Origin of the sequence: Streptomyces tatrensis, assembly GCF_049310065.1 — a bacterium.
In the GTDB taxonomy this organism is placed as follows: Bacteria; Actinomycetota; Actinomycetes; order Streptomycetales; family Streptomycetaceae; genus Streptomyces.
Window position 1 is genome coordinate 5,241,221 of record NZ_JBMDLB010000011.1, and the last position, 18,289, is coordinate 5,259,509.

Consider the following 18,289-nt stretch of genomic DNA (forward strand, 5'->3'; position numbering starts at 1 on the left):
CCCGGCCGGGCGCAATGCTCGGCCGTATCCGGGCGGCAGGTCTGCATAACGTGGATGCGCGAGAACGGCCCCGATGCCCAGGCCAGCACTGCAACGAGCAAGTGGGGACACGATGATCGACACTGGCGGCGTGGGCGTCTTCCTCTACCGGAACACCGAAGTCCGCCAGCGTGTCGAGCAGCTCCGCACCCAGCAGCAAAACCACCCGCCACGGCCGACCACGCAGCCGCCTGACGACTCACCCAGCAGCAGCGTCCGCACTCTGACTGCCCAGCTCGCCAAGCTCAAGCAACGGCACCGCGACGAAGTCCAGGCCCTGCGACAGGCCCTGGAAGCCGCTCAGAGCGAGAACCTTGAACTGCGACGCCGACTCGGTCCCCGACACGTCGCCCGCCCCGGGACCGGCCCTGCGACTGGTACAGCCGTTGGCGCTGAGATCGATCTTGAATGACGGAGGACCCCGGCGGTCACCGCCGGGGTCCTCCGTCAGGCTTCCCGTCGAGCAGGGCTGGCAGGGCGTGTGCTGGTGGCCAGGCAGCTCATCGCTTTGTCTTGGGGGATTTCGGAGACACCAATTTGCTACCCGCCCAATCCTCGCCGACGCCGGTGTTGAGGATCTGGGCAAGGCCTGCGGTAGTGGCCGCCTCGGCAATGTCGCTCGGCTCGATGTAGCCGGCTCGGCCTGTCTTCGGGGTGATCACCCAGATGACGCCGTCGTCGGCGAGCGGCCCGATCGCGTCGACGAGGGCGTCGGTCAGATCGCCATCGCTCTCCCGCCACCACAGAAGGACTACGTCCATCACTCCGTCTGCGTCCGCATCCAGGAGTTTGCTCCCTGATTGCTCCTGCACGGCGGCGCGGACGTCATCATCGATGTCTTCAGCCCATCCCAGTTCCTGCACCACCATCTGGGGCTCGATGCCGAGCCTGTCAGCTACGCCGACCTTGCCCGCTTCTCCAGCTGTTACCACGCTTCCATCTCCCTCTCGTCAGGCGCCGTGGCCCGGAGGCCCAGACCCAGGTTGAGCGCTGCGCACCCGCGTCGCATCCCAAACACGCGGTGGTTCACCCAGGCGATGTCAACGTCGCCTCCACCGCACCCGGTCGCGCAACGACCGGCATCCCGCCAGGCGCGAGCTCGGCGACTGCGCCGCCGACCGGGCTCGGCCGGGCAGGCGTGTGCGTGAGGAGTTCGAGCACGGCAGCCGGAAACGTGCCGCGGCTCCTCCGCGATGGCGCCCATCTCCAGTGCGACGCTGATCGCGTGGATCTGCACGTTCCCGGCGGAGAACGTCAGCGAGTGCCGGTCGTACTCCGGCGCCCCCGCGTACGCATCCATCCGCTCGGCGGCATCCTTCGCGTACCCGATCCGGTCCTCCGCCTCGGACGGGCGGCCGAGACCGCCGCCTGGAGCTGAAGCGTGCCCCAGGCCCATACTGCCCACCTGTCCCAGAACGCATCGGCAGTTGCAGGTCAGCCGATCAACGACGCCGCACGTGTGGCGGCTGCTGCATAACGGCTGGCGTGCCTCCCGTCGGGTGGACGAGGGCGTTGGGGCGTCGTGCGGTGCTGCGGGCCCTGGCTGCCTGGGCGCGCGGGCCGGGTACGTGGCGTTGGCCGAGGCGCTGGATGCGCCAGGTCAGCGCGCGGGCGGGGTTGCGGGCTTCGTCCAGGGTGCGCTGGCCGAGGGCCTGGTCGAGGACGGTGGCCGCGTTGTGGCCGGCGGCTTCTGCCTGGGCGAGGACGGCGGTAAGGGCGTCCCAGGCGGGGTCCTGCAGGATGTGTTGGGCGTGTTCGGGAGCGGCCTGGTGGAGGTGGTGGGCGTAGCGCTGCCTGGTCTGCATGCCGGGGGCGCGGTGGGCGAGGTCGTTCAGAACTGGAACGGCGACGTGTGCATACGCGGTCTGGAGGTGGACGAGGGTCTGCTCGGCTGCCGCTTCCTGTTGGGCGTGCTGGTGCTTGCGGTGCCAGTGCATGGCGAAGGCCACGGCGATGAGTACGGTGTCCAGCAGCATCGCCAGGCCGGCCCCGTCGCCTGTCGTAGCGGGGTTGCGCAGGATCGTCTGGATGCTGCGCCGCAGGACGCGGGCGCTGTCGATGTCGGCGGTGATGCGTGAGCGTGTGGCGCGCTCGAATGCGGCGGCGGCACGTTCGAGGTCGGTCCTCACGGCGGCAGGTGCGGTGAGCGGCAGCAGATCCAGTACTCCGCCGAGCGCGACCAGCTGGCCTTGGGCCACGTGGTCGTCTCCGCGGGTGAGGTGATCGGGGATGCGCTCGGTGGCGGCGGTGGCCTGGTGCCACGGGTTGGTCGGCTGGGTGGTGACCGGGTTGGGTCCGGAGTCGTCGAGGCGCCGGCGGATCTTGGGCAGGGAGAGGTCGCCGGCGAGAGTGGAGCCGGAGAACCACACCGGCTCGCCCTTCTTGTTGACGTCGCCGGGCAGGGCGACGCTGTAGCCGAGGACGTCGCCGGACGGTCCGGTCTTGGGCCGAGCCGTGACGCCGGTCGCTTCCAGCAGGGCGAAGAACTCGGCCTCGTTGGAAGCGGCGGCCACCGCGCGGCGTACGCGCATGCGCAGGACCTCGCGGGCCGTGGTGTTCTGGCCCTGGTGCTTGGCCTTGAAGTGTTCCTTGCTGGTGGGGCGTTTGGCGGCGGTGCCGTCGCCGGGCTTGAGCCGTCGGAGGCCGAGGTCGGCTTCGATCTTCCGGGCTTCGCGCTGGACGGCGCGGATGTCGTGGTCACGGCGGGGGCGGCGGCCGTCCTGGCGTACGAGCGTGGCGGCGATGTGGATGTGGTCGTCGGCGTGGCGTACCGTCACCCAGCGGCACGCTTCCTCGTCGCCTTCGGGGGCGATGCCGGCGGCGGCCACGATCCGGCGGGCGATGTCCGCCCACTGGGCGTCGGTCAGGATCGGGTCCTCAGGTGCGGCACGTACTGGGCAGTGCCACACCGTAGTTGTCGGGGCCTTGTCGCCGAGCATCTTCACGGGCTGGTCGAGCTGCGCGGCGAGCTGGTCCTCGACGTGCTTCGGGTTGCGGTGGGGGCTGCGGCCGGGGTCGGGGGCGAAGCCGTTCCAGGACGCCACCAGGTGCGGGTCGGTGTGCTCGTTGGCGCTGCCCGGCCCGTACAGGTAGCCGATCAGACGGCGTGTGGCGCGCTCGCCCTTGCCGAGGATGATCTTCGGTATCACGTGGTCACCGTCCTGAGGTCACCTGGGCGACGGCCACGTCCACGTCGGTGATCGACGCCTCGACCCGATCCAGCAGCCGCCACACGATGTCCGGCGCGGGCCACGCGCCGTCCTTGTTGAGGTGCCACGTGAGCTGGTTCAGGTTGTTGCCGATCTTGGCGAGCTGGCTGTTCGCGGCCATCAGCGCCTTGACCATGGCGCGGTAGTCGGCGACCGCTGCGGTGGGGTCCACGGCGCGAGCGCCAGCGAGTGACGTTTCGGCGACGTAGCCACCCACCTGCATGCGGCTCAGATCTGCGGCCTTGGCGAGGAGGGCGAACTCGTCGTCGCTGTAGCGCGGATGGACACGGCGCTCGCGCAGTGTGGTTTCACGCAGACGGCGGCGCGGGGTAGGTGTCTGTGTGGCTCCTCGCGTGGTCGGCTCCCCCGGGCCGGCCACCTCCGGCGCCCCCTCAGCGCCGGATGCCTCCGCCTCCCCTGGGGCGGAGGCCGGGTAAGGACTCCTTACCCGACAACTTGCTGCGCCTGAAGCTGGGGTGGTGGACGACTGCTGCTGGGGCGTGACGGGTTCGTGGTTCGGGGCGTGCATGGGTCTCCTGTCGGGGTGGCCGTCAGCTGGGGCGGGAGGCGCTCAGTTCGGCCTTGACCGCGCGGACGATGGCACCGGCGTCGTCGCTGGCGACGCTGTATCCGTCGCCGCGTACGACCTGCTCCAGAAAGTCGCGGGACAGTCGGCCTTGCTCGTCATGGAGACGGTGCGCGTAGTCGCGAAGGACGTCGTTGGAGGCGCGGGGTTTGCGGCTCGGCCGCTTCGGCTTCGAGGTAGAGCGCTTGCCCGGTGGGGTACCGGAGCCGCTGCCCGTGGGCGGCGCAGCCGTCCCTTGCGGGCGGGCTATCGGCTCCGGGTCGGAGCGGGCAGTGGAATTCGGGCGGGCGGACTGTGAGCGGGCGCCCGGGTGGGGTTCCTCATCGCCCGGGGCTGACGGGTGCGGGCGGGGTCGGTCTCCTGCCCGCCTGTCGCCTTCCGCCCGCCCGTCGGCGCCCGCCCGGGAATGGTCGGGCGGCGCTGCGGGCGGGCCGACGGGCTGCCCGGCGGGCGTGGGCCAGCGACCGGGCAGGTCGATGGTGGCCAGCGCGGCTGCCTGGCGGCGGGTCGCGAGCTGGCGCAGCAGCTGCTCGTTGCGGCCCAGGTCGACGTCGATGCCGGAGCGGGCGAGAGCCTTGGACAGGCGGCGCACAGTGCGCCGGCCCGCCCGCGTGGTGCGCTGCTCGGGCGGCATCTCGGCGAGGCGGGCAGCCAGGGTGACGGCCCGCTCCATGGCCCGGTCGCGAATGATCTGGGCGGCACCCTGGTCCTGCTCGACGATCCCCAGACCGGCGAGCAGCCGCTCACGGGCCTGCCGTGCGAGGACCGCGGCGAGTCCACGGGATGCGGCGTTGGGGGTGCGCTGGCGGAGCTCGATGCCCATGGCCAGATGCCACAGCACGGCGGCCATCACCGGGCCGGTGAAGGCACGCACGGTGCCGCCGACCGGGCCGGACTCGGCATAGGCGGGGATGGTCTGTATTGCGGTGATCACCAAGACCAGGATTCCCGGCAGGCCGGCTGCCTGCCTCGGTCCGTGCAGGTTCTGGCGAGCCATCAGTGCCAGTGCGAACAGGGCCAGTTCCGCGGCGGCGAACATCACGGTGCGCTCGGTGGTGTTGCGCATGTCGAGGTAGTGGGCGGCGAACCGCCAGCTGGTGTCCGCGCTGTAGGCGGTGCACACGAGCGCCGCTGCAGCGGCTGTAACGGCTGCGGCCGAGAGGCGCCGTGTCCGATCGTGGGGGCGGCGTTCGTTGCGTCGGGCGATCAGGCCCACCACCAGTGCGCAGGCGGCGGCCAGGACGGACAGAGGCAGGAGCAGATCACCGGCGAACGGGAGTGCAGCGGTGGCGAGCGGGTCGGCTATGGCAGGCGGCATGGACGGGGCTACTCCGAAGGATGGTGAGGAGGCGATCACGGACCGGGCCTACGTCTGGGCGGCCTTCACCAGGGGCCCACGCGGGTGGGCTGGGGGAGAGGCAGGTGCCTGTGCAGACGGGCGGGTGCTGGGGGCGCTTACGCTTCCCCCTCCCTAAAGAGGGGGAAGCACGTAAGCGCTTTGGGGCGGACGAGTCGTTCGTTCGGCCGTACGCGTCTGACCTGCGGTTTCGTGAAATACGAATGCGGTGTAGGCGCTGCGTAGGCGTGTTCTGGCCGGTCGGGCGCGTACGGGTCCGCGTACGCGCCCCGGGGTCAGGAGACGACGGTCATGTGGCGGGTGGGGGCGGCGGTCCAGCGGGTGGCCTGGCCCCCGCCGGAGCCGCCTCCCGCGCCGGTCTCCTGGGCTGCGTGGCCGCTCGTGGCGAGGTTCTCCAGGCGGCGCCTGGCCTTGGCGATGTCCGCCTGGCTGGGGCTGGTCTCGCCGGTGATCTGCTCGGCGAGCTGGCGGGCGGTCAGGCCGCGCGTACCGGCCTGGCGGAGCAGGGTGAGGGGGTCGAGGTGGGTCTCGACGCGGGAGGTGCCTCGGGTGTGGTCGTGGGTGATGGGCAGGGGCCCGATCTCGTCGTTGACCGTCTTGAGGTGGTGGAGGTGGACGATCGGGTCGCCCGCCGCACCTGCGAGGAACAGGACACTACCGGCGCCGGCGGTGAACCAGGCGGAGCCGTAGACCTGGTCCAGGATGGGGCGCTGGTTGCGTGAGGCGTCCTGTCCCTGCTTGCGCTGGTGGTGCAGTTCCATCAGCTGGACGCCGTCGCGAAGGAGCTGCTGGCGGGCGTTGTTGTAGGCGAGCCCGGCCTCGTCGTCGGTCAGCTTGCCGACGACGTCCTTGAGGCTGTCGATGACCACGGTGTCGGCACCGTGCTCGGCCGCGAGCTCGGCGAGCAGGTGCGGCTCGGCGATCAGGGACGCGGGCAGCGGCCCGGACCAGAAGACAAGGCGCTGGCGAAGGATCTTCTCGTCCACCGGCCGGATGATCCGGCTGAAGGCGCGGGCCAGCTGGCTGGGCCGGTCCGCGGCGATGTAGAGGACCTTCTTGCCCTCCTGCACGGGCATGTCCAGCACCTGGGCGATCAGGCCGATGCGGGCCAGGACGACCTGCTGGGCGATGGTGGACTTCCCCACCCCGGGCGGGCCGACCAGCATCAGGCTCTCGCCGGCTGCCCAGGCCGCCTTCCCCGGTGCGCCCCAGATCGGCTCGGTGTCGGTGGCCGTGTCGGTGACGAAGGCCCAGCCGTCGAGGGCGTAGCGCTGCAGGCGTCCGCCGGAGCTGCGGCGGGATCGGTCCGTGACCTCTTGCAGGGAGGCGTTCAGCAGGGTCCTGACCTCTTCGGGGTCCGCGCCTTCCGAGGTGGCTCCTTGCAGGACGCGGACCGCCATGGCCTGCATGGCGCGCAGGTCGGCCTGCTGCCGGACGATGTCGGCGTAGTACTCGGCGCCCGACCCGACCGCTGCGGACGAAGCGAGGGTGTGCAGGTACGTGGCTCCGCCGACGCGGTTCAGGTCCCCGGTGCGCTGGAGCCGGTGGCCGAGTGCGATGGGGTCGGTCGGTGCCTGCTGTCGGCGCAGCTCCACCAGGGCATGCCAGATGGTGGTGTGGGCGGGGTGGTAGAAGTCGCCCGGCTCCAGGATCTGGCGGAGGCGGTCGATGGCCTCGCTCTGGTAGATGCATGCGCCGAGTACCGCCATCTCGGCTGCCTCGTTGCGCGGCACGTTCATCGACCCGGCCGCCGCGAGGGTGGACGGCTGGGCGAGCTGTGCGGACAGGGGTGTGCCTGTGGGCCCGATGGCCGTAGGGTTGGGCATGGATTCCCTCCCCGGAGTGCATACGGCCCTGGCAGGCCGCACTCCCGGTTGATCGTCTTGATGGGTGGTCATTCAGGGAGCCGTTCGTGGCCTCCGGTGCGCTAACACCGGGGGCCGCTCCCATTTCCGGGCGCGGCGGGCCACGTCCGGGACCAGAAGCATCGTGTGTACTGGCCGCACAGTCAAGCCCCAACTTTGAATCTTCTGCGCACAATAATTGTGCTGTGGATACGCAAGATGGGGTTGAGTCTGTGCGATCGCCAAGTTAACGTGGTGGTATGACGCAGAACGACTGGCAGGGGCGCCTCACGCAGCACGTGGCCGACGCGGTGCGCCACTATCGGAAGGACCGGGGGCTGAGCGCTCAGGCCCTCGCGGACGCCTGCGGCAAGCTCGGATACCCGGTCCCGCGGACCTCGATCGCCAATCTGGAGAACGGGCGCCGGTCCGGCGTGGAGCTCGCGGAACTGCTGGTCCTCGCCAAGGCCCTGGAGATCCCGCCGATCATGCTCATGCTGCCCGTCGGCATGGCCGGCGCGGTCGAGGTCGTCCCCGGGGAGGAGCTCCCGATCTGGGACGCCATCGCCTGGATCAGCGGCGAGACCCTCCTGGGCAGCGACCCGAACCCCGGCACCGCCAACGAGATCATCTTCGAGCTGCGCATCCACGCGCAGGCCGTCAACCAGGTGCAGAAGGCTATCCAGCTCGCCGAGGAGACCCAGCAGCACGGCCTGTACCGCAATCAGCGCCTGAACGGCAGGAGCATGCGCGAGGCCATCCAGGCGTACGCCAAGGACAGTGTCATCGATCTCCGCGATTACCGCCGCAAGCTTCGCGCGCGAGGCATCGAGCCGCCGGCTCTCCCCGAGGACCTCCAGTTCCTCGACGACGTCCAGTAGCACTCTCCGTCCCGGCTCACCCGCGGTGTTAGCGCGCCGCGAGCCGGGGCAAAGCCACACCCTTCATGACCACCCATCACACGATCCCGCTACAGGAGTGCCAGCTCCAGCGGGAAGGAGTCCCCGTGCGCCCAAGCCAACCCTCGTTGCGCCATTGCTCCCATGCCCGCCCCACCCGAGGCGGTGCCCGATGACGAAGCGCAAGCCGCCGGCCGACCACGTCCTGCCGCGCCTGTTCGGACCTGACGAAATCGCCACCGCCCTCGGCTGCTCCGCCTGGTGGGTCCGTGACCGTGCCCGTCGCCGCCTCATCCCGTTCACGTACGTCGGCGGCGCCTACCGCTTCACCTCGGATCACCTTGCCGAGATCATCAGCCTTCACGAGGAGCGGCCCGCAGGGGCGGCCCACCCCGCCGAGGCGACTGTTCCCGCGCATACGGCTCACTCTCCGCAGGCCCGTTCCGTTCCCCGCGTCGGCACGTCTCTGCCGGGAACACAGCTGAAGGCCCGGCCACCCCGGCGGCTTCTCGATGCCCAAGCCCGCTACGGGACCGCCGCCTAGGCCGACCCACGGCGGAAAGGGGGATACGTGGGCTACGCGGAGAAGCGCAGCACCTATTGGCGAGGCCGGTACAAGCTGGCCGACGGTAAGTACGGCACCGTCCAGGACACCACGGGCGCGGTGGTCAAGTTCGCCACCAAGCGGGAGGCGAAGCAGGCGGCGGATGCCGAGGAGGTGACCGTCCGACGCGGTGAATGGCGCGACCCGGCACGGGGACAGGAGACCTTCGGTGACTACGCGAGTCGCTGGTACGACGACCAGGACTTGGCCGCCTCCACCATGCAGAACTATCGGCGCCACATCGAGCAGCACCTGCTCCCCGAGTTCGGGGAGATGGCTCTCGGAGGCGTCCTACGATCCGATGTCGACCGGTGGGAGAAGGCGGAGAAGGCCGAGTACGCGGCGTCGAGTGTCAAGACCTGGCGCGCGACCCTCCACCTCATCCTTGCCGACGCGGTGGACGAAGGGCTCATCACGTCCAACCCCGCGACGAAGCGGCGTGGGCGGGGCAAGCGCGCCGGCCGCTCCCGCGACCGTGGGCCGGAAAAGGTGGTCACCGACGCGCTCGGCGTCCTACTCGTAGCCGAGCGGGCAGCGCTGCTCTCAGGTCGCGACGACGAGTTCGTCGCCGTGCTCCTCAAGGCGTACACCGGCATGCGTTGGGGCGAAATCGTCGGCCTGGAGACTGAGTTCGCACGCCGGGGCTCGGTCCGGGTCGAGTGGCAGCTGTACGAGCTCGACTCCGGCGAACTGGTCCGCTGCCCGCCCAAGGACGACAGCTATCGCACCATCGACGCACCGGACTGGCTGTCCGCCCTGGTGGCCAACCACATCGCCCGTACGAAGCCGAGCCCTTGCTCCTGCCACGGGAGGACGTACGTCTTCCAGGGCCAGGGCACCGCCCGCACGGGCGGCCATCAGGGGGCGAAGCTCGTGGACGTCGCCCGCCGCGCTGAGGTCTCCACCGGCACGGTCTCCAACGTGCTCAACCACCCTGACCGAGTCCGGGAGGCCACCCGAGTCCGCGTGGAACTCGCCATCGGCGAGCTCGGCTTCGTGCGTGGCGGGGTGCCGAGCGAGCACGCCGCCCACTGGCGGCGCAACGGCTTCGCCACCTGGCTGTTCCAGCCAGCCGCCACCGGCTGGTACCCGAAGAAGGCCCCGCAGGAGGCCCGTCCGGTCCCGCTGCTCGGCGACCCTTGGCCTGGCATTCCCGTACGGGGCCGCAACGCCCAGGGCCGCGCGGACGCCTGCTGGACTCCGATTGCGAAGGGCCTCACCCCGCACGGCCTCCGCCATTCCCACCGCACGGTCATGGAGGACCTGGGGACGGAGAAGGTCCTCATGGACGAGCGCATGGGCCACATCGACGGCTCGGTCTCGGCCCGCTACGCCCACGTCACCCCCGGCATGCGCCGGCGCCTCCTCGCGGGGCTCACCGCTCAGTGGGAGGCGGCTTTGGACGCGCGGCGCGTGATGAGTGCGAGCTCGCCGGTTGCAATCCTTAACCGGTTGCTGCGGGCGAGGGAGTAGCCGATATCTGATGCAGGGGCTGGACTCGCCATGGAACCCAGCCCCTGCTCGCATCCCACAAGGGACATCCCAGTTTCAGGTGATGAGTGCTTCGAGGTGCCGCCGCGCTGTGACCCAGATGTCCTCGAACTGCGCGGCGGTCAGCCGTTCTGGCAGGTAGCCCTTCCACTCGGACACGGGGGACTCGGCGGTGATCCCGTACCGCGCGTCGGAGTCGGTGTCCCGGGCAGCGGCAACAGGCCGCAGCTCAGCCCCTTGCAGTTCGACCTGCCGGCTCACGCAGTCGTCGTCACCGACCTCGAGGTAGAACCAGGTTTCTTCCTCGTCCCAGTAGCTGCGGAACCATGTCGTCATTGACCCATCATGACCCGCAACGCACAGGGTCCTATCCGCGCGTAATAGGCAAGTTGGCCAGGCATGGAGTGTAGGAGGTACGGCAGGATACGGGCGGTACCCCCACCGCCGAGGAGCCGCCCGCAGTGCCGCGCCGTATCACCGAAGCCGATGCCATTGCCTATTTGGAGTCCCGGGGGATCGAACCTCTCGACGCCTACCCGGGTACCAAACTGCCCTGGCGGTGCCAGTTCACCGACTGCGGCCATATAGCGGAGACGCTGACGTTCAAGCTCATTCGCGCCGGTCGCGGCTGCCCCACGTGCGGCATGGCCAGGTCCGCCAAGGCGGCCCTCGTCGACCCGAACACGGCTGAAGCCGACATGCGCGCCCACGGGTACGAGCCCATCGACCCCTACCCGGGCGAAGCGCGGGACTCGTGGCATTGCCGACATATCCCGTGCGGCACTGAAGTCCGCACCAGCCGGTATCTGCTCCGGCAGGGTATGGGAAAGTGCCCCATCTGCCATCCCTCACCGCACCCCAACGGGAATCTGCGGATCACCCCGGAGCAGGCCGCAGAGCGAAGGGCCCAGCGCGCGGCCGAGAGCGCTGCCGAACTGCGCGCCCTCGGCAGGGAGCCGCTGGAGCCCTACCCGGGTACCACCAACGATCCATGGCTGTCCCGGCACATCCCATGCGGCACCGAGAGCCGTACCCGTCTCGGGGACGCGCGCCGTAGCAAGGTCGCGGCCTGCAAGGTGTGCGCCGTTGCCGCAGCGGCGGCCTCGCGGCTCGTCGACCCCGAACAGGCCGCCGGAGAGGTGCGTGATGTGGGCCTGGAACCCCAAGTGCCCTACCCCGGCCGTGTCGGCGCCTCCTGGCTGTGCCGCTGCACCGTGTGCGGCAAGGAGCCGTCGCCCTCCCTCATGGCCATACGTGCTGGTCACGGCTGCCGCTTCTGCGGCCACGTACGTACCATCGACGCCCGCCGTACCGACGCCGACAAGGCCGCCGACGAGATGCGCGCCCAGGGCCTCGAACCCACGGAGCCCTTCCCCGGCGGCGTCGATGCGCACTGGTCGTGCCTGTGCACCGTGTGCGGACAGAAGACGTCGCAGACGCTCTATCTGGCCCGCAAGACGAAGGGAAGGGGCGGCCCGTGCTGCGCTTCCAATCGGCCGATCACCCCCGAGGAGGCCGAGGGCGTCATGCGAGGAGCCGACGTCACCCCGATCGACCCGTACCCGGGGAACTCGTCGGCACCCTGGCGCTGCCGGTGCAACCGGTGCGGCCACATCGGCTATCCCCGTGTCGTCACCGTCCAGCGCGGTCACGGAGCCTGCGAGCAGTGCGGATACGTCCAGGGAGGTGCAAAGCGCCGCGCCCTCCTAGCGGAGGTGGCCGTGTCCGCGATGCTTGCCAGCGGATTCCAGCCGCTGACCGACTATCCCGGTAGCGGCGTCGGCTGGTCCTCCCGATGCTCGACCTGTGACCGTGTCAGCACGCCCATGTACGGCAACGTCCGCAACGGCTCCGGGTGCGTGTATTGCACGAACAAAGGCTTCAAGATGGACGCCCCCGCTCTCGTCTACGTCCTTCACCATCAGGGCCTGAACGCCGTGAAGGTCGGCATCACCAACACCGGCACCAAGCGCCTCGCCGCCTTCCAGTCTGGCGGATGGCATGCCGTACGAACCATGGACTTCGCTACCGGTGCCGACGCCTACCAGGTCGAACAGGCCGTGTTGAAACGCCTCCGCGTGGACCTCGGCATCCCCCAGTACCTCACCAAGGAGTACATGCCGTATCGCGGGGAGACAGAGACCGCCTGCGCCGACCTGATCGAGCCCCTCGTCCTGTGGGCCATGGTGTGCGAGGAGTGCGACCGCCTCGCCGCCTGACCGCGCGCCGGCGAAGGCGAGTTCTTGGCGGCCGTTGTGCGGCAGGGATCGGAGCATTCCTTCTGACTGCACGGCCGCCAGGCCTCCATCACGGTGCCGCGGATCGCAGAGGGGGTCCCGCAGTCTCCGAAGCGCCGGCGTCCTCGGTTTCGAAGTGTTCATCCACGAGCTGTCCTCAGGGGCGGCCGGCTGCTGGGTCCGCGAACGCCCAGGCGCGGCTCGTCGTGCGCGGCACATGTCATGCCTGTACGGCGAGCATGCCCTGGGAGAACCCGACCAAGATCTTCTCCCAGATTTCTCCCAAACGATCACCGGAAACGCAGGAAGGGCCTGACCCGCGATGCGGATCAAGCCCTTGACCTGGTCTTACGAAGTCGGGGTGGCGGGATTTGAACCCACGACCTCTTCGTCCCGAACGAAGCGCGCTGCCAAGCTGCGCTACACCCCGATGTCCACCCTTGCAGCACTGCTGCCCTGGCGACATCGATTACTTTAGCGGACCCTCGGCCGGAGACGAAATCCGGTTTTCGCGCGGCGGGCGGTAGCGGTCCGCCGTGACCAGGGCGAGGCCGAGGGCGTAGAAGGCGAGTCCCAGGACCACCGCGTTCAGTGCGACCCGCGCGTAGCCGTACTGGGCGGCGTCGATGAAGGGGTACGTGTACCGGCTCGGGACGCCGGGGGAGAGGAGGGCGCCGCGGATCAGCGCGAAGACCACGTAGACCAGGGGGTACGCCAGCCACTGCGCGGCGTAGCGCGGGCGCAGGGTGCGGGGGGCCGTCAGGAAGAGGAAGTCCAGGACGGCGCCGATGGGGGTGACCGTGTGGAGGAGCTGGTTGGCCACGGACTTCGCGCCGGTCAGCTTGTCCAGGTCCTCGACCACGTTGAAGGGGCTCGACGGGTTGGCGAGGAGCAGGTGGAAGACCAGCCCGGTGATGAGGATGAAGAGGAGGACCCCGCCGCGCCAGAAGGGGGCCACGTCCGGCTCGCGGCGCTGGACGCGGAAGGCGGAGAGCCCGTAGACGATCGCGACCAGGATGTTCGTCCAGATCGTGAAGAAGCTCAGGACCACGGGCACGCTGCCGTACACGCACTCGATGACCAGGCCGGTGACGGCCGCGGCCGCGATCAGCCCGCGGAAGGCGACGGTCGGAAGGCGGAGTGCGGCGGATCCGGGTGTGATCATCCTGTCAACGTACCCGGAGGACCGGGCCGGACCGCGTTACGCCTTCGGGATCAGTGTCAGCAGTGTCGCCTCGGGCGGGCACGCGAAGCGCACCGGGGTGAAGCGGTTGGTCCCGCAGCCCGCCGATACGTGGAGGTACGCGCGCTGCCCCTGCGTCTCGTGCGTCGAGAGGCCCTTCACCCGCTTGGTGTCCAGGTCGCAGTTGGTGACGAGCGCGCCGTAGAAGGGGATGCACAGCTGCCCGCCGTGCGTGTGGCCGGCCAGGATCAGCGGGTACCGGTCGGCGGTGAAGGCTTCGAGGACGCGCAGGTACGGGGCGTGCACCACGGCCATCGAGAAGTCCGCGTCCGCATCCGGGCCGCCCGCGACCTTCGCGTACCGGTCGCGCTTGATGTGCGGGTCGTCCAGGCCGGTGAAGGCGAGCTCCAGCCCGTCGAGCTTGAGCCGGCCCCGGGTGTTGGTGAGGTTGAGCCAGCCGGCCGCGTCGAAGGCGTCCCGCATTCCCTCCCACGGGTTGTGGACGGCTCCGACGACCGGCGCGTTGCCGTTGAGGCCGTGCCTGCCCTGCGTCTTCTCCAGCAGGTAGCGGCCGGGATTGCGCAGCCGGGGGCCGTAGTAGTCGTTCGACCCGAAGACGTACACACCGGGGAAGTCCATCAGCGGGCCGAGCGCGTCGAGGACTTCCGGCACGCCCTCCGTGTCGGAGAGGTTGTCGCCCGTGTTCACCACGAAGTCGGGGCGCAGCCCGGCGAGGGACTGCAGCCAGGCGCGCTTCTTGCGCTGTCCGCCGACCATGTGGATGTCCGAGACCTGCAGGACGCGCAACGGGCGCATCCCCTGCGGGAGCACGGGGACCGTGACCCGGCGCAGCCGGAAGGAACGGGCTTCGAAACCGGCGGCATAGGCCAGACCGGCGGCCCCCGCCGCGGCGATCCCGGCGGTGACCTTCAGAGGTACTCCGTAACGCGCACGCATGCCCATATGTTCGCAGACCCGGCAACCCCGCCGGGAAACCGGCGGGCGCCCGGGCCCCCGTACCTGGCAGACTCGGGACATGACCACGCTCAAGGCCAAGCTCCAGGAAGACCTCACCACCGCCATCCGCGCGCGCAACGAGCTCGCCTCGTCCACGCTGCGCCTGACCCTTTCCGCCATCACCAACCAGGAAGTCGCGGGCAAGGAAGCCCGGGTGCTCTCCGACGAGGAAGTCCTCAAGGTGATCGCCAAGGAGGCGAAGAAGCGCCGCGAGGCCGCGGACGCCTTCGCGCAGGGTGGCCGTCCCGAGCAGGCCGCGCGGGAGACCGCCGAGGGCGAGTTCCTCGACACCTACCTCCCCAAGCAGCTCGGCGAGGCCGAGCTCGAGGCGATCGTGGCGCAGGCCGTCGAGGAGGCCAAGGCGGCGGGCGCCGAGGGGCCGCGGGCCATGGGCGCCGTGATGAAGATCGTGAACCCGAAGGTCGCGGGTCTGGCGGAGGGCGGGCGCGTCGCCGCCGCCGTCAAGAAGCACCTGTCCTAGGGGCCTGTGTGGTGTCGTGATCAGTGCCCGGGTTCTGTCCTCTTCGTGAGGTGGAACCCGGTAGCACTGTTGTCGCGACACGCAGGCAACTCACCCATGCCGTCCACCGCCGCGTGCCCGCGCCGACCGTCCCGCGTTCGTGGACCGCGCCCCCGACCGTTGCCGGCCCGCCGGGCTCCAGGCCGTAGGTCTCTCAGGCCGCACCGCCCCGGGGCAGTGCGGCCACCAGGGGCGGGTCGTCGTGGACCTCCCGCAACGAAGCGGCGCCTCCGGGAGATCCGAGGGCGGTGAAGAACTCCGCGTTCGCCGTCCGCCACTGCTCCGGCACGTCTTCCTCGTAGAAGATCGCCTCGACCGGGCAGACCGGTTCGCACGCCCCGCAGTCCACGCACTCCTCAGGGTGGATGTACAAGGCACGCGTGCCCTCGTAGATGCAGTCCACCGGGCATTCCTCGATGCAGGACCTGTCCTTCACATCGACGCAGGGCTGACCGACCACGAACGTCATGGAGTTTCCTTTCCGGCTTGCAGGGCGGGTGCGCGTCAGCGCTCCATGTCCACCGGGGCTCCGGTGGTCCGGTCTCCCAGGAGCAGCACCGTCGCCGCGAGCAGTGCCATGGCCGCGGCGATGACCAGGAAGAGCATGCCGGGGCCGTATGCGTCGAGGACGGGAAGCAGGATGAAGGGCAGCGCGGCGGCGCTGAGCTTCGACAGGGAGTACGCCGCTCCTGAAGCAGTCGCCCGGAAGGCGGTGGGGTACTGCTCGGCCAGGTACACGTGCGAGACGTTGGAGAAGACGTTGCTGCAGAGCGTGTAGCCGAACCCGAACGCGACGACGAGCACCGCGGAGTTCGCGTAGGCGAAGCCCATGCCCGTCGCCACCATGGCCGCGGCGACGATGCTGACCAGGGTCTTGCGCTCGTACCGGTCGATGATGGGGAGCGAGAGGGCGGAACCGATGGGGTAGCCGAGGAAGGAGAGGGCGATGAAGCCGAGCCCGGTGACCACGCCGTAGCCTTTGGCCGCCAGGATCTGCGGGGCCAGTGCGCCGAAGCCGTAGTAGCCGAAAACGGAGAGGATGCTGAAGATCCACAGCATCGTCGTGCGGCGGCGGTAGCGCTTCGTGAAGATGGTCCGCAGGAGCGGCCGTTGCTCGGCACGGGCGGGTACGGGGGCGGGTACACGGGCGGGTACGGGTGCGGTGGGCGTCGCGGTCGGCATCGGGCTCTGGAGGGGCTGCCGGCCGGCTGAACCCTCGGCTTGCGACTCCATCCGCGCGACCAGCAGTTCGGCTTCGTCCAACCGGCCGTTCGCGGCGAGCCAGCGCGGTGACTCGATCAGCCGGCGGCGCAGAATCCAGACCACGGCGGAGCCCAGCGAGCCCAGTATGAAGAGCCAGCGCCATCCGTCGATGCCCAGCGGACTCAGTGGCACGAGCCACAGTGCCGCGAAACCGACTGCTGGAACCCCGCAGAAGGCGATCGTGTAGGCCCAGGCGGTGTAGCGCCCCCGCTTCGACGCCGGAAGCACGTCCGCGAGGTAGCAGTCGGAGAGGGTCTGCTCGGCTCCGATGCCGATGCCTGCCAGGAACCGGGCCGCGATGAGCCACGCCGCGTTGGGTGAGAAGGCCGCCAGGAACGAGAAGCCCGAGTAGAGAGCGAGGTTGATCAGGAACGCCCGGCGCCGGCCGAACCGGTCCGCGACCCTGCCGAGCGCCAGCGAGCCGACGAACTGGCCGACGAAGGCGGAAGCCAGGACGAGTTTCAGGGTCGTGCCGTTGAAGGCGAAGTCGTTCTGGAGGACCTTGGAGATCGTGCCGGAGAGGTTGTTTTCGAACGTGTCGAACAACAGGCCGATTCCGACCACCGCGGTGAGCTGACGGTGTGTGGAGGTGATCGGCATGCGGTCCAGTCGATCGCCGATCGCCGCTGTGGCGGCTCCGCCCGCGCTGCTCCTCTGTGGCGCGGCAGTCTTAAGCATCGGGGGGACAACTCCTAGTCTTTCGCTTCTTCTTCGCCGAATCGCGTCGCGTCGCGTCGCGTCGTGGCGACGGCAGGCCGGCGACCCGCCCGGCTCGGGCCGCGGTCGCCGACCGGTCTGTCCGCTGTCGGGTCTGCCGGGAGGTCGGTCCCTCGGCGGCGTGTCAGGCGGCGTGTGAGGCGGCGCGCCGCTCCAGCGTCTGCTCGACCTCGCCCCGGCGCACGGGTGCGCTCACCTCGTGGAGGAAGCCGGCCACCTCGCGGTACGAGGCCCAGAAGCCCACCTCGTGATAGGGGACGCCTCGCTCCGCGCAGTACTCGCGGGTCAACTCCCGGGCGCGGGGCAGGTTCTTCTGCGCCATCGAGGGAAAGAGGTGGTGCTCGACCTGGTAGTTGAGACCGCCGTACATGAAGTCGATGATCCAAGAAGGCCGGATGTTGCGCGAGGTGAGCACCTGGCGCTCCAGCCAGTCCAGGGTCTCCTCCTCGCCGTCGCGGATCTCCATGCCCTTGTGGTTCGGGGCGAAGATCATTCCGAAGTAGAGGCCCTGGGTGAACTGCTGGACGACGATGAAGACGACGGCGAGCAGCGGGGAGAGCACGGTGAAGGCCAGCGTCAGGTAGATCGCCGCACGCAGCACGATGAGCGAAGCCTCGAGCACCGGGCGCTTGGTCTGACCCTGGGAGATCGCCTTGATGGCGGTCCTGCTCATCTTGAGGGCTTCGAGGACCAGCAGGACGAAGAACAGGACGCTCTGGTACCGGACGATGAAGCGCTTGATTCCCCGGCGGCTGGCGTACTGCTTGAGATCGAAGATCGCGGTGCGGCGTCCGATGTCGGGGTCCATGTCCAGGTGGTTCGGGTTGCTGTGGTGCCGGTTGTGGTGGTTGACCCACCACCCGTAACTCGACCCGTTGATCAGGTTGGCGTGGATGTAGCCCACGGCCGTGGCGACCCGCTTGTCGCGGAACATCGCCTTGTGGCCGGCGTCGTGGAACATGTAGGCGCTCTGCGTCCCGCACAGGCCCATCCACGCGGCCACGACCAGCTGCCACCAGGAGTCGCCGAGCAGGAAGAACGCCGTGAAGCCGGCGGCCAGGAGCAGGGTGTTGAGCGCCAGACGGCCTGTGTAGTAGCGCGGGTCGAAGTCCAGCAGGCCCTCGGCCTTCACTCGCTTCAGAAGCTCGGAGAACGTTGCGGAGGCTCCTGCGGTCTGTGGAGCCGGAGTCGCGCGGCGTGCGTCGAGCGACTCGACCACGTCGTTCTGGGAAGAAACGTGCGGCGATGACATACGGGTGCACTCCTTGGGCTGATGTGCCCGGTGGTGAGGCGGTGGCACGGCAGCCGTCCCACGATCAGGAG

General features: G+C 69.6%; 17 protein-coding genes and 1 tRNA gene. 6 read left to right on the forward strand and 12 right to left on the reverse strand.

The window, feature by feature from the left end; translation table 11 throughout:
- Window positions 1-112: 112 nt before the first annotated feature.
- Window positions 113-451: a hypothetical protein gene (locus tag ACODT5_RS39855; RefSeq protein ID WP_422523880.1), complete on the forward strand. Its 339-nt coding sequence runs from the start codon at window positions 113-115 to the stop codon at window positions 449-451.
- 88 nt (window positions 452-539) lie between these two features.
- Here the strand turns inward: ACODT5_RS39855 and ACODT5_RS39860 are convergent, their stop codons facing one another.
- From ACODT5_RS39860 to ACODT5_RS39880, 5 genes are all read right to left on the reverse strand, one after another.
- The gene (locus ACODT5_RS39860) at window positions 540-971 is read right to left on the reverse strand and encodes a DUF3052 domain-containing protein (RefSeq protein WP_422523881.1); all 432 of its coding nucleotides are present in this window, start codon (window positions 969-971) and stop codon (window positions 540-542) included.
- A 510-nt stretch (window positions 972-1,481) separates the two neighbouring features.
- Window positions 1,482-3,188 (reverse strand): relaxase family protein, encoded by a 1,707-nt coding sequence (locus tag ACODT5_RS39865; protein ID WP_422523882.1) that lies wholly within the window; start codon window positions 3,186-3,188, stop codon window positions 1,482-1,484.
- Window positions 3,189-3,192: 4 nt separating this feature from the next.
- Window positions 3,193-3,777 (reverse strand): plasmid mobilization protein, encoded by a 585-nt coding sequence (locus tag ACODT5_RS39870; protein ID WP_422523883.1) that lies wholly within the window; start codon window positions 3,775-3,777, stop codon window positions 3,193-3,195.
- 22 nt (window positions 3,778-3,799) lie between these two features.
- A complete protein-coding gene (locus ACODT5_RS39875) occupies window positions 3,800-5,152 on the reverse strand; it encodes a hypothetical protein (RefSeq protein ID WP_422523884.1) in 1,353 nt (450 codons plus the stop codon).
- A 314-nt stretch (window positions 5,153-5,466) separates the two neighbouring features.
- A complete protein-coding gene (locus tag ACODT5_RS39880) occupies window positions 5,467-7,017 on the reverse strand; it encodes a DnaB-like helicase N-terminal domain-containing protein (protein ID WP_422523885.1) in 1,551 nt (516 codons plus the stop codon).
- Between the two features lie 278 nt (window positions 7,018-7,295).
- Between ACODT5_RS39880 and ACODT5_RS39885 the strand changes: the two genes are divergently transcribed.
- From ACODT5_RS39885 to ACODT5_RS39895, 3 genes are all read left to right on the forward strand, one after another.
- A complete protein-coding gene (locus ACODT5_RS39885) occupies window positions 7,296-7,916 on the forward strand; it encodes a helix-turn-helix domain-containing protein (protein WP_422523886.1) in 621 nt (206 codons plus the stop codon).
- A 190-nt stretch (window positions 7,917-8,106) separates the two neighbouring features.
- Window positions 8,107-8,478, forward strand: coding sequence for a DNA-binding protein (locus ACODT5_RS39890; RefSeq protein ID WP_422523887.1), 372 nt, complete (start codon window positions 8,107-8,109; stop codon window positions 8,476-8,478).
- A 27-nt stretch (window positions 8,479-8,505) separates the two neighbouring features.
- A complete protein-coding gene (locus tag ACODT5_RS39895; protein ID WP_422523888.1) occupies window positions 8,506-10,011 on the forward strand; it encodes a tyrosine-type recombinase/integrase in 1,506 nt (501 codons plus the stop codon).
- 75 nt (window positions 10,012-10,086) lie between these two features.
- On the opposite strand, the gene ACODT5_RS39900 is transcribed toward ACODT5_RS39895, so the two are convergent.
- Window positions 10,087-10,365: a hypothetical protein gene (locus tag ACODT5_RS39900; RefSeq protein WP_422523889.1), complete on the reverse strand. Its 279-nt coding sequence runs from the start codon at window positions 10,363-10,365 to the stop codon at window positions 10,087-10,089.
- 125 nt (window positions 10,366-10,490) lie between these two features.
- Between ACODT5_RS39900 and ACODT5_RS39905 the strand changes: the two genes are divergently transcribed.
- Window positions 10,491-12,248, forward strand: coding sequence for a hypothetical protein (locus ACODT5_RS39905; protein WP_422523890.1), 1,758 nt, complete (start codon window positions 10,491-10,493; stop codon window positions 12,246-12,248).
- 374 nt (window positions 12,249-12,622) lie between these two features.
- Here ACODT5_RS39905 and ACODT5_RS39910 read toward each other — a convergent pair.
- From ACODT5_RS39910 to ACODT5_RS39920, 3 genes are all read right to left on the reverse strand, one after another.
- Window positions 12,623-12,696 (reverse strand) — tRNA-Pro (locus ACODT5_RS39910).
- Window positions 12,697-12,735: 39 nt separating this feature from the next.
- The gene (locus ACODT5_RS39915; RefSeq protein WP_422523891.1) at window positions 12,736-13,431 is read right to left on the reverse strand and encodes a Pr6Pr family membrane protein; all 696 of its coding nucleotides are present in this window, start codon (window positions 13,429-13,431) and stop codon (window positions 12,736-12,738) included.
- Between the two features lie 36 nt (window positions 13,432-13,467).
- Window positions 13,468-14,406: a metallophosphoesterase gene (locus tag ACODT5_RS39920; RefSeq protein WP_422523892.1), complete on the reverse strand. Its 939-nt coding sequence runs from the start codon at window positions 14,404-14,406 to the stop codon at window positions 13,468-13,470.
- 79 nt (window positions 14,407-14,485) lie between these two features.
- Here ACODT5_RS39920 and ACODT5_RS39925 point away from each other — a divergent pair, with 79 nt between their 5' ends.
- On the forward strand, window positions 14,486-14,947 hold the full coding sequence (locus ACODT5_RS39925; RefSeq protein ID WP_422523893.1) for a GatB/YqeY domain-containing protein: 462 nt from the start codon (window positions 14,486-14,488) through the stop codon (window positions 14,945-14,947).
- A 193-nt stretch (window positions 14,948-15,140) separates the two neighbouring features.
- Here the strand turns inward: ACODT5_RS39925 and fdxA are convergent, their stop codons facing one another.
- The 3 genes from fdxA to ACODT5_RS39940 all read right to left on the reverse strand — a co-directional run bounded on the left by fdxA (window position 15,141) and on the right by ACODT5_RS39940 (window position 18,218).
- The gene (gene fdxA / locus ACODT5_RS39930) at window positions 15,141-15,455 is read right to left on the reverse strand and encodes a ferredoxin (protein ID WP_422523894.1); all 315 of its coding nucleotides are present in this window, start codon (window positions 15,453-15,455) and stop codon (window positions 15,141-15,143) included.
- A gap of 35 nt (window positions 15,456-15,490) precedes the next feature.
- Window positions 15,491-16,849, reverse strand: coding sequence for an MFS transporter (locus ACODT5_RS39935; RefSeq protein ID WP_422523895.1), 1,359 nt, complete (start codon window positions 16,847-16,849; stop codon window positions 15,491-15,493).
- A 241-nt stretch (window positions 16,850-17,090) separates the two neighbouring features.
- Window positions 17,091-18,218 (reverse strand): fatty acid desaturase family protein, encoded by a 1,128-nt coding sequence (locus tag ACODT5_RS39940; RefSeq protein ID WP_422523896.1) that lies wholly within the window; start codon window positions 18,216-18,218, stop codon window positions 17,091-17,093.
- Window positions 18,219-18,289 lie beyond the last annotated feature (71 nt).

What these genes read in the sequence shown, in the direction of transcription:
- ACODT5_RS39935 (WP_422523895.1), bottom strand. Translation starts at nt 16,849, where the DNA reads ATGCCGATCACCTCCACACACCGTCAGCTCACCGCGGTGGTCGGAATC.
- ACODT5_RS39915 (WP_422523891.1), bottom strand. Translation starts at nt 13,431, where the DNA reads ATGATCACACCCGGATCCGCCGCACTCCGCCTTCCGACCGTCGCCTTC.
- ACODT5_RS39875 (WP_422523884.1), bottom strand. Translation starts at nt 5,152, where the DNA reads ATGCCGCCTGCCATAGCCGACCCGCTCGCCACCGCTGCACTCCCGTTC.
- ACODT5_RS39855 (WP_422523880.1), top strand. Translation starts at nt 113, where the DNA reads ATGATCGACACTGGCGGCGTGGGCGTCTTCCTCTACCGGAACACCGAA.
- ACODT5_RS39880 (WP_422523885.1), bottom strand. Translation starts at nt 7,017, where the DNA reads ATGCCCAACCCTACGGCCATCGGGCCCACAGGCACACCCCTGTCCGCA.
- ACODT5_RS39925 (WP_422523893.1), top strand. Translation starts at nt 14,486, where the DNA reads ATGACCACGCTCAAGGCCAAGCTCCAGGAAGACCTCACCACCGCCATC.
- ACODT5_RS39870 (WP_422523883.1), bottom strand. Translation starts at nt 3,777, where the DNA reads ATGCACGCCCCGAACCACGAACCCGTCACGCCCCAGCAGCAGTCGTCC.
- fdxA (WP_422523894.1), bottom strand. Translation starts at nt 15,455, where the DNA reads ATGACGTTCGTGGTCGGTCAGCCCTGCGTCGATGTGAAGGACAGGTCC.
- ACODT5_RS39885 (WP_422523886.1), top strand. Translation starts at nt 7,296, where the DNA reads ATGACGCAGAACGACTGGCAGGGGCGCCTCACGCAGCACGTGGCCGAC.
- ACODT5_RS39890 (WP_422523887.1), top strand. Translation starts at nt 8,107, where the DNA reads ATGACGAAGCGCAAGCCGCCGGCCGACCACGTCCTGCCGCGCCTGTTC.
- ACODT5_RS39900 (WP_422523889.1), bottom strand. Translation starts at nt 10,365, where the DNA reads ATGACGACATGGTTCCGCAGCTACTGGGACGAGGAAGAAACCTGGTTC.
- ACODT5_RS39920 (WP_422523892.1), bottom strand. Translation starts at nt 14,406, where the DNA reads ATGCGTGCGCGTTACGGAGTACCTCTGAAGGTCACCGCCGGGATCGCC.
- ACODT5_RS39940 (WP_422523896.1), bottom strand. Translation starts at nt 18,218, where the DNA reads ATGTCATCGCCGCACGTTTCTTCCCAGAACGACGTGGTCGAGTCGCTC.